The sequence below is a fragment of the Paenibacillus agricola genome (assembly GCF_011440305.1).
Classification (GTDB): Bacteria; Bacillota; Bacilli; order Paenibacillales; family NBRC-103111; genus Paenibacillus_S; species Paenibacillus_S agricola.
In genome coordinates this window covers 574,009-587,847 of sequence record NZ_JAAOIW010000004.1, presented here as the reverse complement: position 1 = coordinate 587,847, position 13,839 = coordinate 574,009, and the positions used below count along the sequence as shown (strand labels likewise).

Below are 13,839 nucleotides of genomic sequence, written 5' to 3'. Positions count from 1 at the left end.
CAAAAAGATGATAGAAAAGCACTTCCTGGATAGCAATACCATTTTATATGGCGTTTTTGGAGATCCGATTCGCCATTCCAAATCACCCGTTATGCTTAACCGTGCGTTTGCAGAAGCAGGGATCAATGCAGCCTATGCAGCTTTCCATATTCAACCCGGCCAATTGAAGGATGCTATTCATGGTGTCCGTGCTCTACAATTCAGAGGTGTGAATGTGACGATTCCCCATAAGGTAGAGGTTATGGATTACATGGACGAAATCGATGAGGGCGCGCGTATCATTGGTGCGGTCAACACGATTATTAATGATAATGGGCGGTTAATAGGCCGCAATACCGATGGGATCGGCTATGTACGGTCGTTGAAGGAAGAAACCGGGATCAACCTTAAAGGCATGAAGGTGCTGATGGTAGGTGCGGGTGGTGCGGCTCGTGGCGTGGGTTATGCTCTGGCCAAGGAGGGTGCGGCACATATTTATGTGGCCAACCGTACCCGTGAGAAGGCAGATGAGCTGGTCAAGTCGATGTCTTCTTTTACGGGAACAAGCGGTATCGGCATGGATGAGCTTGGCGAAGTCGCAGGCCAGGTGGGGTTGATCGTCAATAACACCTCGGTGGGCATGTATCCGAATGTGGATGCGGTCCCGATGGATACAGCGCTGATCAATAGCCCTACAGTTGTCAGTGACCTCGTCTATAATCCGCTGATTACGAGGTTTCTCCGCGAGTCCGAAGCCCGCGGCGCCAAGATCCATAGCGGCCTGGGGATGTTCATTTATCAAGGCGCTTATGCCTTTGAATACTGGACAGGCAAGCCAGCTCCAGTCGCCGCTATGCGCCAAGCTGTACTGGACTCGTTTAACGAATAGTAGATGAACAAACGAATGAACCCGATACTTTTGAACAAACGTATTTACTAATATTTAAGAATAGAGGCTATCCATAACTATGCTAACAGGTAAACAAACCCGATATTTACGTTCCATGGCCCACCATCTTAAGCCTATTTTCCAAGTAGGCAAGGGTGGCGTGAATGGACATTTAATTACTCACATTAATGAAGCACTAGAAGTGCGTGAGCTGATCAAGATCACGGTACTGAATAACAGCGGGGCGGACCGCAATGAGGTTGGCGCACAATTGGCTGAAGAAGCCCAGGCCGAGCTTGTCCAGGTGATTGGCAAAATCATTATCCTGTATAAGGAATCCCGCGAACATAAAACGATTGTATTGCCTTAAGTTGACTCGCTAACGAGAAGAGGTGAGAGCATGAAGGTTGGAATCATGGGCGGCACTTTTGATCCTGTGCATATCGGCCATTTAGTGGCAGCACAGCATGCATGCGAGCAAGCGAATCTGGATGAGGTCTGGTTTATGCCAACCCATGTACCCCCTCATAAGGTGGAAGCACCCAAAGCAACGCCTGAGCAGCGCTGGGCCATGGTATGCCGCGCCGTTGAGGAGCATTCACATTTTCGCCCTTTTGATATGGAGTTAAAAAAGGGTGGTGTCTCCTACAGCATCGACACCGTCAATGAACTGTTACTGCAATATCCAACATATCATTTTGCATATATTATTGGAGCGGATATGGTCCAATATTTACCCAAATGGTTCAAGATTGATGAATTGGTACAAAAAATTTCGTTTATTGGCCTACAGCGGCCCGGCTATATTTGGGATATGGAGCTACTGCCGGAAGCGATCCGCAAGGCGGTCCTTCCTGTGCAAATGCCCTTGATCGAGCTCTCCTCCAGCTTAATACGCAAAAGGTTAGCCGAGGGCAAGTCGGTTCGTTATCTGGTGCCGGATCGCGTAAATGAGTATATGGTGGTGAACGGAATCTATGAACCGCAAGCAGCTGATTGATGCGGTCAAAGAGCAAATGCCTGCTAAACGCTGGGAGCACACCCTAGGTGTGATGGAAACGGCTGTGATGCTGGCAAGAGTCTATGGCTGTGATGCTGACCAAGCCCATTTGGCTGCGGTCTTACATGATGTGTGCAAGTACTGGCCGGTCAAGGAGCAAGGCGATGTCATTCGCGAGAATGGGTTACCTGCTGATCTATTGGAGTATGATAAAGAAATATGGCATGCCCATGCGGGCGCTTTTATTGCCAAACGCGACTATGAGGTCAACGATGAAGCGGTATTGGATACGATCCGTTACCATACGACCGGGCGCAAACAGATGACGCTACTGGAAAAAATCGTATGCCTGGCCGATTATATCGAGCCTGGGCGGGATTTTCCGGGTGTAGAGCGTATTCGCGAGCTTGCCGAGCACAGTGTAGACAAAGCGCTGCTTGTGGCTTTTGATGGGACGATCCTGTTTTTGCTTGAAAAAGGTAAAAAGGTTTATCCACTGACGATTGAGGCTAGAAACAGCCTAATTGATGATTTGAAGCAAGCCCATAATAAGGAGGAATTGTAATGAGTATATCGCCGGATAAATTAATGTCTGTCATTGTTGACGCAGCGGAAGATAAAAAAGCAATGAACCTGGTCACTTTAGACCTGCAGGGAGTATCGTTGATTGCTGACTATTTTGTCATCTGCCACGGGAATTCCGAACCACAGGTCCAAGCTATTGCTACTGAAATAAAGAAAGTAGCCGAACAAAATGGGGCTAGGGTTCGTGGATTGGAAGGTATGGATACGGCTCGTTGGGTGCTGGTTGATTTAGGAGATGTCATCGTCCATGTATTTCACCGGGAGGACAGGGAGTATTACAATATCGAACGTCTCTGGTCTGATGCCAAAGTGGTTGAGCGAGTATGAACTTTGAAGCAGGCATCACGTATGAATTAAAAGTAGCCAAAGAGGTTGCCCCCCATGGCTACTTTGTCACGGACGGCAATGAAGAGGTGCTGCTCCATTATAGCGAAGTGGTTGGGTCGATTAAACCGGGTGATATGGTAAAGGTATTCATGTTTTACGATACGCAGGACCGGCTTGCAAGCACAATGAAAAAACCATTAATAGAATTAGGTGAAATCGCCTTGCTGGAGGTTGTGGATATTCATCCGCGATTCGGCAGCTTTCTTGAAATGGGCTTAGGACGTAATCTGTTGTTGCCCTTCAGGGAGCAACCGGACCTTCGCGAGCTTCGTCCCCAGGTGGGCGATAAGGTATACGTCGTGCTGGCCCATGATCGCCAAGGCCGTTTATTGGCAAGGGTTGCAGGCGAGCCTGAATTAAAGCCTAAGTGCTTTGATGCTCCAACAAGCTGGAAAAATACATGGGTTCGCGCAACGGTGTATAAGCCGCTGCAAATGGGCACATTTGTAGTGTGTGATGGTGGCGTAGTCGGCTTTGGCGTTATCGGTATGATCCATTCGACAGAACGGACGAGAAATCTCCGCCTTGGCGAGCAGCTTGATGTACGGATCAGCTTTGTCCGTGAGGACGGCAATGTGAACTGTTCGATGAAGGTTGTAAAAGAGATCGGCCGCGATGAGGATTCAGAGATGATTTTAGCTTTCCTTCGTGACCAGAATGGTTCGATGCCTTATTCAGATGCATCATCAGCGGAATCGATTAATGAACGGTTCCAAATCAGCAAGTCTGCCTTTAAACGGGCGATTGGCAAGCTGATGCGTGAAGGCCTTGTCTATCAAGACGGAAGCACAACCCACCTGAAGCCGCAGGCTGAAGAGGGCGAAGGCGTATCCGTGGGCAAACCAGAGGGCGAAAGTGGCATATAATCAGTTTGCCTATCACTATGACCGGCTGATGGAAGAGATGCCTTATCCGCAATGGCTGGAGTTTTTACGCCTATGCTGGGAGAAGCATGAACAGCCCCAGACCCTTGTCGATCTAGGCTGTGGAACCGGAAGCATAGCGATTCCGTTGGCCCAGCAAGGGTTTGAGGTTTATGGTATCGATTTATCCGAGGATATGCTGTCGGTAGCCCAGCATAAAGCGGTAGAGGCCGAGCGTAGCCAGCCTTTTCCTGGTCAAGGGAGCCTTACCTGGCTCCAACAGGACATGCGGGATTGGGCGCTGCTGCGCCCGGTTGATGCTGTTATCTCGCTATGCGATTGCATAAACTACTTGCTAGAGGAGACGGATGTACAAGAAGCTTTTGTACAAGCATTTGCTGCCCTTAAGCCGGGCGGTCTCTTCGTCTTTGATGTACACACCGAGCATCAATTCGAAATGTATGCAAATGAGCAGCCGTTTTTCCTGAATGAAGAGGATATTGCCTACATATGGACGAGCGAATTGGATGAGGAGCGCTGTGAGATAGAGCATGCACTGACGATTTTTGCGAAAGTGCCTGCAAGTTCTGAAAGCTCTGAAGGTTCTGAGGACACGGAAGGCAATAGAGCTCCAAACGCTGGATCTTCAGCACAAGAGGGGAACGAACAGTTTCGGCGGGTAGAGGAATACCACGTGCAGCGAGCTTACGACCTGGACTGGCTACACACTGCCTTGAATAAGGCAGGTTTTAGCGCAGTCGACTGTTACGGCGATTTCACCTGGCAGCCTATCACAGTAACGACACAGCGTGCGTTTTTCGTGGCGAGGAAGTAGCGTTGTTGGTTCTACAAGAGCTTCATAAGCAATCTCCAAAAGCATAACAAAATGCCCCACAAGGGCAGAGATAATAGGATACCATTCAAGATACCAGACATAGGGATCACCTCAGCATAACGATGATGGAAGCAGGATGGCAGCCTAAACATGGCAGCCTTGGCTACTAGCATTTCCCAAGATGTCGGTCTATAATCACCAAACGCTGAGAAAGGCTTCCAACACTGGCGCCTTACTCAGCGTTTTTTTATGCTGCTTGTCGTGACCGAAGTGAGGTAGAGGTGCATGTGCGTTAAGAGTCTCTGCATGTTATTATAGAAAAGGATTCGGATTCTATAAAGAAAGAAGGTTAATGCATGGGCAATGAAGAGGGCATTGTGCAGCCAACTGCCGCCAAATCAAACCCACTTGGGATGCAACGAGAGCTACTGCAAATTGTTGCAATGCTCACGATGCTTATTGATCATATCGGAGCGGCTTTGTACCCGGATATTATTGAATTGCGCTTAATTGGACGGTTGTCCTTTCCGCTTTATGCGTTTGGGATCGTGCAGGGTTATCTCTATACACGAAACATGCCGAAATATTTTTTTCGCTTAGGGCTGCTGGCTCTCATCTCACAAGCTCCTTATTACTGGGCTTTTGATTATGCACAGCTTAATGTTATCGGCACATTTTTTATATGTATTTTAACCTTGCTGGCCATGGATCGTGTTAAAATCATTATTGTGCAAATCGTAATTGCGACGGCTGCCTTTTTGTTATTCGAAGCTATTCCCACGGATTATGGAACGTATGCATTAATGCTGATCATTATTTACAGATATACGTCTTCAGCTCTAGCTTTAATTTTGCATTTTTTCCTAAACCTTTACTACTACTGGACGGGCGGCGTTATCTATCAATATATCAGCATGCTTTCAAGCTTCTGGCTCGTTTGGGGCTCCAAAGTGAACCTGGTTAAGTTCTCGATGCCGCGGTGGCTGTGGCTGTCGTTTTATCCGGCTCATTTAATGCTGTTAGCCTTGATCAAATGGTTCTACTTCTAAATTAGGATGTAAAAGTGAACCCGACTTGACACGGTTACCGTATTTTACATATAATCGCCTTATATGCATAAACGGCTGTGATAGGAAGTAGTAGCTAGGTATCCATTTGCAGAGAGCCAGTATTAGGGTGAGAGCTGGTAATGGAGGTTAGTGAACTCGTCTTGGAGCCAGATGGTGAATGCTTGAGGGATCAAACGTGGGCTTGATGCTGCGTAGTGACTCCAACAAGTCTAACCGGATCGATACCCCCCGCGTTAAGGGGAAGAGTGAACACGGGCAAAGCATGCCTGCTGTTAACTAGGGTGGTACCACGGGAAGCATGCTCTCGTCCCTAGCCGTTGCGCTAGCGATGAAGGGCTTTTTTGTTTGGACAAAATGAAGGAGGCAAACCTGAATGACAGAGGAAGTTAAAGAGCAGCTGGGCTATAACCCGCTGGTCGTCGAGCCGAAATGGCAGGCGTATTGGGAACACAACAAATCGTTTAAAGTGCTGAATGATGATAGCAAGCCGAAGTTTTATGCATTGGATATGTTTCCTTATCCGTCCGGTGCCGGACTTCACGTAGGGCATCCTGAGGGCTACACAGCGACAGATATTGTTTCGAGATACAAAAGAATGCGTGGCTATGATGTGCTGCATCCGATGGGCTGGGATGCTTTTGGGCTTCCCGCTGAGCAGCATGCCTTGGACACCGGCCAGCATCCCCGTGATATTACGATCACGAATATTAACAATTTCCGCCGCCAGATCAAGTCGCTGGGCTTTTCTTACGATTGGGATCGCGAAATCAGTACGACCGATCCGGATTATTACAAATGGACGCAGTGGATTTTTATCCAGCTGTACAATAAAGGGCTTGCTTATGTCGATGAGGTCGCTGTGAACTGGTGCCCGGCTTTAGGTACCGTGCTTGCCAATGAAGAGGTTATTAACGGACTCAGCGAGCGTGGCAACCATCCGGTTGTCCGTAAGCCTATGCGCCAATGGGTGCTGCGGATTACCCAATATGCCGAACGTCTGCTGGATGATCTGGAGGAACTGGATTGGTCGGAGTCGATCAAGGATATGCAGCGCAACTGGATTGGCAAATCGAAGGGCGCCGAGGTTGTATTTGCGATTGAAGGGCATGAAGGGGAAGGCTTGAAGGTGTTCACTACTCGTCCCGACACGCTGTTTGGTGCGACCTATTGTGTAATGGCTCCTGAGCATGACCTAGTGAAAAGTATTACAACGGCTGAGCAATCCGCTGCTATTAGTGCATATCAAGAAAAAGCCTCCCATAAAAGCGATCTTGAGCGTACCGATCTGGCCAAGGATAAATCCGGCGTGTTCACAGGCTCTTATGCCATCAATCCGGTTAATGGTGCGAAGGTACCAATCTGGATTTCCGACTATGTGCTTGCCGGTTATGGAACAGGTGCGATTATGGCTGTGCCGGGGCATGACCAACGTGACTGGGAATTCGCCAAGCAATTTGATCTGCCAATTGTAGAGGTGATATCAGGCGGAGATATTACCAAAGAAGCTTACTCGGGAGACGGAGTCCATGTAAACTCCGAGCTGCTGGATGGAATGACGAATGTAGCGGCAATCGCTGCGATGATTGAATGGCTGGAAGCGAGTGGCAAAGGACATGGCAAAATCACCTATCGGCTACGGGATTGGCTGTTTAGCCGCCAACGTTACTGGGGAGAGCCTATTCCAATTATCCATTTGGAAGATGGTACGATGAAAACCGTTCCTATCGCCGATTTGCCGTTGCTGCTGCCGGATATCGAGCAGATTGCACCTTCTGGCACTGGAGAATCTCCGCTGGCTGTTGTTACTGAATGGGTGGAAACCACAGACCCAGAAACAGGGATGAAAGCACGCCGTGAGACGAACACCATGCCGCAATGGGCAGGTAGCTGCTGGTATTACTTGCGTTTTATTGATCCTAAGAATGACAAGGAGCTTTGCTCGCCAGAGCTACAGAAGAAGTGGCTGCCTGTCGATCTTTATATTGGCGGAGCTGAGCATGCTGTGCTTCACCTGTTGTATGCGCGTTTTTGGCATAAGGTGCTTTATGATCTAGGCATCGTTGCTACGAAGGAACCTTTCCATAAGCTGGTCAACCAAGGGATGATTCTTGGGGAGAATAATGAGAAAATGAGCAAATCGCGCGGTAACGTCATTAACCCGGATGAAATCGTAGGTGAGTTTGGTGCTGATACCTTGCGCATGTATGAAATGTTTATGGGACCTCTCGAAGCCACGAAGCCTTGGAATATTAATGGTGTGGAGGGCAACTACAGATTCCTAAATCGGATCTGGCGGATGTTTGTAGGGGAAAATGGCCAGCTTCATGCCAAAATTTCGACGGATGAAGCTTCAGGCAGCGAGGCATTTAAGCGTACCTGGCACCGTTCGGTTAAGAAAATCACAGAGGATTATGAAGCGTTGCGTTTCAACACAGCGATTAGCCAATTGATGATTTTTACGAATGAGGCTTACAAGACCGATCGTTTGCCTAAAGCGGCGATGGAGCATTTCGTGCAAATGTTGTCTCCGATTGCTCCTCATATTGCTGAGGAGCTGTGGGAGAAGCTGGGGCATACCGAATCGGTTACCTATTCCGAATGGCCGGAGTATGACGATGCATGGACAGTGGACAACGAGATTGAAATCGTTGTGCAGGTCAATGGGAAAATCATTGAGCGTGCCCTTGTATCCAAGGATGCCGATGAAGCCGCCCTACAGGAGCTGGCTATGGCTTCAGAGAAGGTACAAGAGGCAATGGCAGGTAAAACTGTGCGCAAAGTGATCGCGGTTAAAGGGAAATTAGTTAATATTGTCGTGGGTTAAGGAACCCATCCAAACCAAACCAAATAACCGCTCGTAAAACAAAGCGGTTCATATCGGTAAAGCGTGAAAGCATCACGTTATTCGACCTTTGTGCCGAAAAACGCTGCTTCCACCTTTGCCACATCTTCATCATATTTATTATGAGTTGTGCGGATCAGGTTGTTAAACATCCCGCGCAGCTCTTTTTCCATTATACGGAGCCCCTCCGCGGTAATACCACCAGGCACAGCAACCTGCTGCTGTAGCGTTAAGGGAGTGAAGCCACCTGTTGTTAGCAGCTTACCCGTTCCTAAGAGCATTTCACTTGCCAGGAGAGTGGCATCCACCTTGGACATGCCAGTTTCCTCGACTGCGGCATCAATAAATTTTTGCAGAAATAAAGATAGGAAGGCCGGTCCGCAGCTTGATAAATCAGAGGAAATACGTGTATGCGTCTCAGCAACACGAATCGGTGAGCTGATGTGGGAGAGAAGCCGTTCCAAAACCTCAATATCTGCGTTTGTCATACGCTCACTGTATATACAAAGCGCAGCACCACTGGACACATAGTTAGTAATGCTTGGGATGACTTTGGCAATTTTACAAGGGAGTAGCTCCTCCAGATGCCGGATCAGCACAGGGCTTGTAATAGAGACAAGAATTTGGAGCTGCTTGATGTGTTCCTTGATCTGGACCAGCACTGTTTTATATTCCAATGGTTTGACACATATAAACAAAATATCGCTTTGTAAAGTAACATCCACATTGGAATGCGATAGTTGAAGGCCCGGATAAATCATTGCTAATTGCTCCGCTTTGGCAATGGTACGGTTGGTAATTGTGATTTGCCCCGGATGCAAAGCGCCGGATTGAATAAATGCTTCGATCATGATCCGGCCCATGCTTCCCGTACCAATGAATCCAACTTTCATAGCCATCCCCTCCTGAATCATAGAACTCTATCTTTAATGCCTATGCGCGATAATTAGGAAATATGAGCCTTTTTTAGAGGGAATGAGTGGATTATTACAAACCAATAAAATATTACGAGCCAATCAGACCATTTAGAATGGAGGGAGTTTACGTTTGTACTTCATGGGTGGAAAACGAATAATATGGATGCTGGCTATTGTAGGGGTTACGCTGGCGATTATCGGAGGCTGGGTGGGTTATAAGGCTTGGGAACGGGCTCTACCCGAGGCATCGGGATGGTATACAGCCAACGAGGAAATGCAGCAATTGCTGCAAAAGCAGACTGAGGAGAAGCGGCAGAAGCAAGGTTCGGCTGAGGTTCATACAAAGGGCCCCGAGGCGGCTAAGAAGAGTGCTGAGGTAAATAAGAAGCCTGCTGCTGATAAAAATGAGCCCCAGGTAGCGGGCACTGTGATGGGAGGTACGGACGAGCCAGCCATTGGCAACGAACCTGCTGCAGAGGTTCTGGCTGCAGGAGCAGACCATTCAAGTGCCGGCAAACAGGCAGAGGCAATGCCGGCCACGTCTGGCGCTTCAACCACACCCTCCAAGCCAACCCAGCCAGCCCAGCCGATTGCTCCAAGTAACGAAAAGGCGAATAACCTGATTCCGCTTAATAAAGCTACCGAAGTACAACTAGTCACTATACCCGGAATTGGTGAAAGCAAGGCGAAGGCCATCTTGGCTCATCGCAAGCAAATTGGAAGTTTTCAACATATGGAGCAGCTTTTAGATGTAAAAGGAATAGGCGAAAAGCTGCTGGAAAAAATGAGACCTTATTTAATAATAGAACCATAAAGTGAAGGTCTTTTGTTTTGCAGCAAAATATGAGAAAATAAAACAAAACCAAAACAAAACCAAAACAACGCCACACAACTATTCTTTTTAATTGATGGAGAGCAAACACAATGACAACCCGCAAAGATTGGGATACTTATTTTTTGGATATGGCTTATATGGCTTCAACTCGTTCACGCTGCACCCGCAGACATGTAGGTGCCGTGTTGGTACAAGGCAAGAAGCTGCTAGGTGCCGCTTATAACGGAGCGCCGATGGGTGTTCCCGACTGTTCGGAAGCAGGCTGTATGCTAGTTGAGGAATACGAACTCCAGAATTTGGAGGGAGCCGAGCAAGTTATCAAGAAGCAGCGTTGCATCCGTACGATTCATGCCGAACAAAATTTACTGTTGTTCACAGACCCGAAGGATCGGGAAAATTCTGCTGTTTATGTAACAGACCAGCCCTGCTGGACTTGCTCCAATATGCTGGCGAATAGCGGCGTTACCGAAATCGTATACCACCGCCCTTATAATAAGGATAGTACTAAGGTAACAGCACTAATGGAGCAAAAAGGGATTATTTTTCGCAGGCTTGAGACTTACACACCACCTCCAGGAACGAGTGAGCCCATCAAGGATCCGTTAGTTTAAATGACTATGAGGAAGAACCTCTTATGCGCGTAAGGCGCAGGAGGTTTTTTTGCGTTTTTTGCGTTGTTCTTTATTTTAAATAAGTTAAAAAAGTTAATAAAAGGAGGCTGCTTGGTGAATCGACCTCTTGTGAGTTGTATATGGCTATGGTTATGTGGATATGCAGCAGCACATGTATTGGAGTTAAACTGGTTGTCTCTTTATGTGAGTGTAGGTTTGGGGATAACCGCAATCATTTGGTGGAGTGCACGAGCCCCTTGGCGAATTGGAGTATGCGCCTTGTTATTGGTGGGAATTTCAGCGGGTTATTATGAAAGCTATGATAGAGGCAATACGAGCAAGCTGCTGCTTCCAAGCATTGCAAAAGGTGCAGATGAAGCAGCTGTTAAACTTGAAGGTATTATTACTTCAAGGGTTGAGGTTGATGGGGATAAAGCCTCCTTTACTTTGACGGTTGAACGTTTGGTGGAGCAAGCAGTTGCAGGAGAAGCGGGGAACACAAGTAACGCAATAGAAACAGGAAGTGCAGAAGGTGACACGGTTGCTATAAAGGAGGCTGCCCCGAGCCCGTCCATTAACGAGCCCGTCGCCGTCACAGTAAAGCTATTGACACGTGAGGAGCAGCAAACGGTGTATGGGTGGCAACGGGCGGATAGGGTCGTACTAAACGGCACAGCCAAAGCTCCACAGATAGCGCGTAATTACGAAGGCTTCGATTATCGTGCTTATTTGCGGCTCCAGCATATCCATTGGATTGTTGCTGTTAAAGGACTAGCAGCGATTCAAGCATCTGCGCCGGAGCAGTGGACCTGGCAATCTGCTTTGCGTTGGAATGATGAGTTTCGCTTGCTGCTTGGTCAGAGAATTGCGGACATTTTTCCTGCCCAGCAGGGCGGCTTTATGAAAAGCATGCTGATTGGGCTAACCGATGATATGGATCCGCTGCAATTTCAACAATTTTCCCAACTGGGCTTGACACATATCCTCGCGGTATCTGGATTAAACGTTGCGGTATTTCTTGCCTGCTTATTATGGGTACTGCGCAAATTTCGTTGTACCAGAGAGACATGCCTACTAACGGCCATTGCGCTAATGCCGCTTTATATTGCGCTAACTGGCGGCTCGCCATCAATCGTCCGTGCGGGCTTAATGGCGATGATTGCCTTATACACCGCTTACCGCCACACCTTAAAGGACGGGCTGCATACCGTACTGCTAGTTGGCTTCCTCATGCTGCTATGGGAGCCTTATTATTTAATGGATGTTAGCTTCCAGCTATCTTTTCTGGTAACGATTGGCTTAATTATTGGGGTGCCGCCAGTGAATAAGCTGCTGCCTATCCAATCGCCCATGCTCAAAGGTGCATTTTCCATTTCCTTGGTTGCCCAATGTATTTCTTTTCCGGTATCGATTTATTACTTTAACCAGCTATCCTTGCTGTCCTTGGCAGCAAATTTATGCTTGGTTCCTGTATTCAGTATGGTTACGATGCCGGCAGGTACGGCTGCGTTAGTTGTGAGTTTTATTTATAGGCCGGCTGGACAAGCCATTGCTTGGGTGGTTGCACAAGTGAATGACTGGGTTTTTGTAATAGTTGACTTATCCAGCCGCTGGGACGCCTTCCAAACAATTTGGGCGAGCCCGACGATTACCTGGATGGCTGGTTACTACTTAGCTTTAGCGAGTATGGTTTGGGGGCTGCTGCGTATCCAACAGGAGCATACGGCAGTGGAAGGTCCTATGCTGCATGCAGTCAAGCCAAATGGAGCGAGGAGTAAACATAGTAACACGCCTTCAAAAGGAAATGTTAATGGAGCTGTGAGCTGGAATTGGATATTGAACTGGAGTAGGAGCTGGATCGGAAATTGGAAGGCCCGTTCATTGCCATTACCTTTGGCGTGCGTAAGCTTGCTTGCCCTATTCCTTTATGCGTACAATCCTGATCGCTGGAAAGAGAACGGGGAAGGGTATGTCGATTTTATCGATGTTGGCCAAGGCGACAGTATAATGATTCGCTCCCCAATAAGCCGCCAAATCATACTGATTGATGGGGGAGGCACCTTAACTTTCACAAAACCCGGTGAGGAGTGGAAGCTCCGCAAGGACCCTTTCGAGGTAGGAAAAAAGCTACTAGTGCCTTTGTTAAAAAAACGCGGCGTTCAGCGCATCGATTATTTGGTCATTTCTCATCAGGATGCGGACCATATTGGCGGCCTCCAGGCAGTGCTTGAGCAAATTCCGGTGAAGCAGCTTATTTTTAACGGTACATTCAAGCCGGGAATAGCGGTAGAAAAATTGTTTCAAACGGCCTTGGACAAGCAGGTGGAGCTTGTGAAGGTAACGGCAGGCAATAGCTTGCAGGTGGATCCGCTTACCAAGCTCATGGTGCTGCATCCTATTGCTGAACCATTTGCCGACGTAGACGACGTGGAGCAGAGGCTTGAGAATAAAATGGATAGCGAGAACGAAATTATGCTCGAAAACGCAATTAGAATCGAAAAGGAGCAAAATGGACAATCGGTTGTGCTGATGATGGATATGGCTGGCACCAAATGGCTTTTTACCGGAGATATGGACCAGACCTCCGAAACTGCTGTGGCACAGATGGCAGCTGGGCTGGCCAGCTTTCCGACCGATGGTGCCGCCCCCCCAGTCCCCCTTGCCAATTTGCTCCCCATGCAGCAGGGATCGGTCGATGTTCTAAAAGTGGCCCACCACGGCAGTAAAACTTCCACATCGAACACATGGCTGCAAGCCTATCAGCCGAAGCTAGCGGTGATCTCAGCAGGAGCGAACAATACGTATGGGCATCCACATCCGTTGGTGGTGGAGAGGCTGCAGCAGCATGGTGCCCAGATTCTACGGACGGACCAAATGGGCGAGGTACAAATGATTGTCCGGGATGGACAAATCAGAATCCGCACAAAGCTGGAATGATCGCACAGCTAACCATTATTTATTTTGGGTTAAATTTATGTAAAACTACTGAATCTCTATATGATATAATGAAAACTGCTATAGCTCCG

Annotated in this window: 14 protein-coding genes; 13 read left to right on the top strand and 1 reads right to left on the bottom strand. The window is 48.0% G+C overall.

Annotated features, from left to right (window positions below; all coding sequences use genetic code 11):
- The first annotated feature begins 7 nt into the window (after positions 1 to 7).
- From G9U52_RS14190 to leuS, 10 genes are all read left to right on the top strand, one after another.
- A complete protein-coding gene (locus G9U52_RS14190) occupies positions 8 to 868 on the top strand; it encodes a shikimate dehydrogenase (protein WP_166150502.1) in 861 nt (286 codons plus the stop codon).
- Between the two features lie 79 nt (positions 869 to 947).
- Positions 948 to 1,238: a ribosome assembly RNA-binding protein YhbY gene (yhbY, locus tag G9U52_RS14185; protein WP_166150501.1), complete on the top strand. Its 291-nt coding sequence runs from the start codon at positions 948 to 950 to the stop codon at positions 1,236 to 1,238.
- Between the two features lie 30 nt (positions 1,239 to 1,268).
- The gene (locus G9U52_RS14180; RefSeq protein ID WP_166150500.1) at positions 1,269 to 1,868 is read left to right on the top strand and encodes a nicotinate-nucleotide adenylyltransferase; all 600 of its coding nucleotides are present in this window, start codon (positions 1,269 to 1,271) and stop codon (positions 1,866 to 1,868) included.
- Complete coding sequence (gene yqeK, locus G9U52_RS14175; protein WP_166150499.1) at positions 1,846 to 2,433, top strand: bis(5'-nucleosyl)-tetraphosphatase (symmetrical) YqeK; 588 nt, start codon at positions 1,846 to 1,848, stop codon at positions 2,431 to 2,433. The genes G9U52_RS14180 and yqeK overlap by 23 nt, the downstream gene beginning before the upstream one ends.
- On the top strand, positions 2,433 to 2,780 hold the full coding sequence (rsfS, locus tag G9U52_RS14170; protein WP_166150498.1) for a ribosome silencing factor: 348 nt from the start codon (positions 2,433 to 2,435) through the stop codon (positions 2,778 to 2,780). Before yqeK ends, rsfS begins: the two co-directional genes overlap by 1 nt.
- A complete protein-coding gene (locus G9U52_RS14165; RefSeq protein ID WP_166150494.1) occupies positions 2,777 to 3,706 on the top strand; it encodes a CvfB family protein in 930 nt (309 codons plus the stop codon). Before rsfS ends, G9U52_RS14165 begins: the two co-directional genes overlap by 4 nt.
- Positions 3,696 to 4,538, top strand: a complete 843-nt coding sequence (locus G9U52_RS14160) for a class I SAM-dependent DNA methyltransferase (protein WP_166150492.1) — start codon at positions 3,696 to 3,698, stop codon at positions 4,536 to 4,538. Before G9U52_RS14165 ends, G9U52_RS14160 begins: the two co-directional genes overlap by 11 nt.
- Before the next feature lie 356 nt (positions 4,539 to 4,894).
- Positions 4,895 to 5,587 (top strand): TraX family protein, encoded by a 693-nt coding sequence (locus G9U52_RS14155; protein ID WP_166150490.1) that lies wholly within the window; start codon positions 4,895 to 4,897, stop codon positions 5,585 to 5,587.
- A gap of 178 nt (positions 5,588 to 5,765) precedes the next feature.
- The gene (locus tag G9U52_RS40885; RefSeq protein ID WP_279538624.1) at positions 5,766 to 5,888 is read left to right on the top strand and encodes a hypothetical protein; all 123 of its coding nucleotides are present in this window, start codon (positions 5,766 to 5,768) and stop codon (positions 5,886 to 5,888) included.
- Between the two features lie 93 nt (positions 5,889 to 5,981).
- Positions 5,982 to 8,432: a leucine--tRNA ligase gene (leuS, locus tag G9U52_RS14150; RefSeq protein WP_166150487.1), complete on the top strand. Its 2,451-nt coding sequence runs from the start codon at positions 5,982 to 5,984 to the stop codon at positions 8,430 to 8,432.
- A 77-nt stretch (positions 8,433 to 8,509) separates the two neighbouring features.
- Here leuS and comER read toward each other — a convergent pair whose 3' ends face one another.
- Positions 8,510 to 9,343 (bottom strand): late competence protein ComER, encoded by an 834-nt coding sequence (gene comER / locus G9U52_RS14145; RefSeq protein ID WP_166150485.1) that lies wholly within the window; start codon positions 9,341 to 9,343, stop codon positions 8,510 to 8,512.
- Positions 9,344 to 9,506: 163 nt separating this feature from the next.
- Between comER and G9U52_RS14140 the strand changes: the two genes are divergently transcribed.
- From G9U52_RS14140 to G9U52_RS14130, 3 genes are all read left to right on the top strand, one after another.
- Positions 9,507 to 10,181, top strand: a complete 675-nt coding sequence (locus G9U52_RS14140; protein ID WP_207952951.1) for a ComEA family DNA-binding protein — start codon at positions 9,507 to 9,509, stop codon at positions 10,179 to 10,181.
- A 110-nt stretch (positions 10,182 to 10,291) separates the two neighbouring features.
- Complete coding sequence (locus G9U52_RS14135) at positions 10,292 to 10,813, top strand: deoxycytidylate deaminase (RefSeq protein ID WP_166150481.1); 522 nt, start codon at positions 10,292 to 10,294, stop codon at positions 10,811 to 10,813.
- Between the two features lie 114 nt (positions 10,814 to 10,927).
- Positions 10,928 to 13,750 (top strand): ComEC/Rec2 family competence protein, encoded by a 2,823-nt coding sequence (locus G9U52_RS14130; protein WP_311764863.1) that lies wholly within the window; start codon positions 10,928 to 10,930, stop codon positions 13,748 to 13,750.
- The last annotated feature ends 89 nt before the right edge of the window (positions 13,751 to 13,839 follow it).

Excerpts from the sequence above, each read along its gene's own strand:
- G9U52_RS14180 (WP_166150500.1), top strand. The coding sequence starts at position 1,269 with ATGAAGGTTGGAATCATGGGCGGCACTTTTGATCCTGTGCATATCGGC.
- G9U52_RS14190 (WP_166150502.1), top strand. The coding sequence starts at position 8 with ATGATAGAAAAGCACTTCCTGGATAGCAATACCATTTTATATGGCGTT.
- G9U52_RS14140 (WP_207952951.1), top strand. The coding sequence starts at position 9,507 with ATGGGTGGAAAACGAATAATATGGATGCTGGCTATTGTAGGGGTTACG.
- leuS (WP_166150487.1), top strand. The coding sequence starts at position 5,982 with ATGACAGAGGAAGTTAAAGAGCAGCTGGGCTATAACCCGCTGGTCGTC.
- G9U52_RS14155 (WP_166150490.1), top strand. The coding sequence starts at position 4,895 with ATGGGCAATGAAGAGGGCATTGTGCAGCCAACTGCCGCCAAATCAAAC.
- yhbY (WP_166150501.1), top strand. The coding sequence starts at position 948 with ATGCTAACAGGTAAACAAACCCGATATTTACGTTCCATGGCCCACCAT.
- G9U52_RS14165 (WP_166150494.1), top strand. The coding sequence starts at position 2,777 with ATGAACTTTGAAGCAGGCATCACGTATGAATTAAAAGTAGCCAAAGAG.
- comER (WP_166150485.1), bottom strand. The coding sequence starts at position 9,343 with ATGAAAGTTGGATTCATTGGTACGGGAAGCATGGGCCGGATCATGATC.
- yqeK (WP_166150499.1), top strand. The coding sequence starts at position 1,846 with ATGAACCGCAAGCAGCTGATTGATGCGGTCAAAGAGCAAATGCCTGCT.
- G9U52_RS14135 (WP_166150481.1), top strand. The coding sequence starts at position 10,292 with ATGACAACCCGCAAAGATTGGGATACTTATTTTTTGGATATGGCTTAT.
- rsfS (WP_166150498.1), top strand. The coding sequence starts at position 2,433 with ATGAGTATATCGCCGGATAAATTAATGTCTGTCATTGTTGACGCAGCG.
- G9U52_RS40885 (WP_279538624.1), top strand. The coding sequence starts at position 5,766 with ATGCTTGAGGGATCAAACGTGGGCTTGATGCTGCGTAGTGACTCCAAC.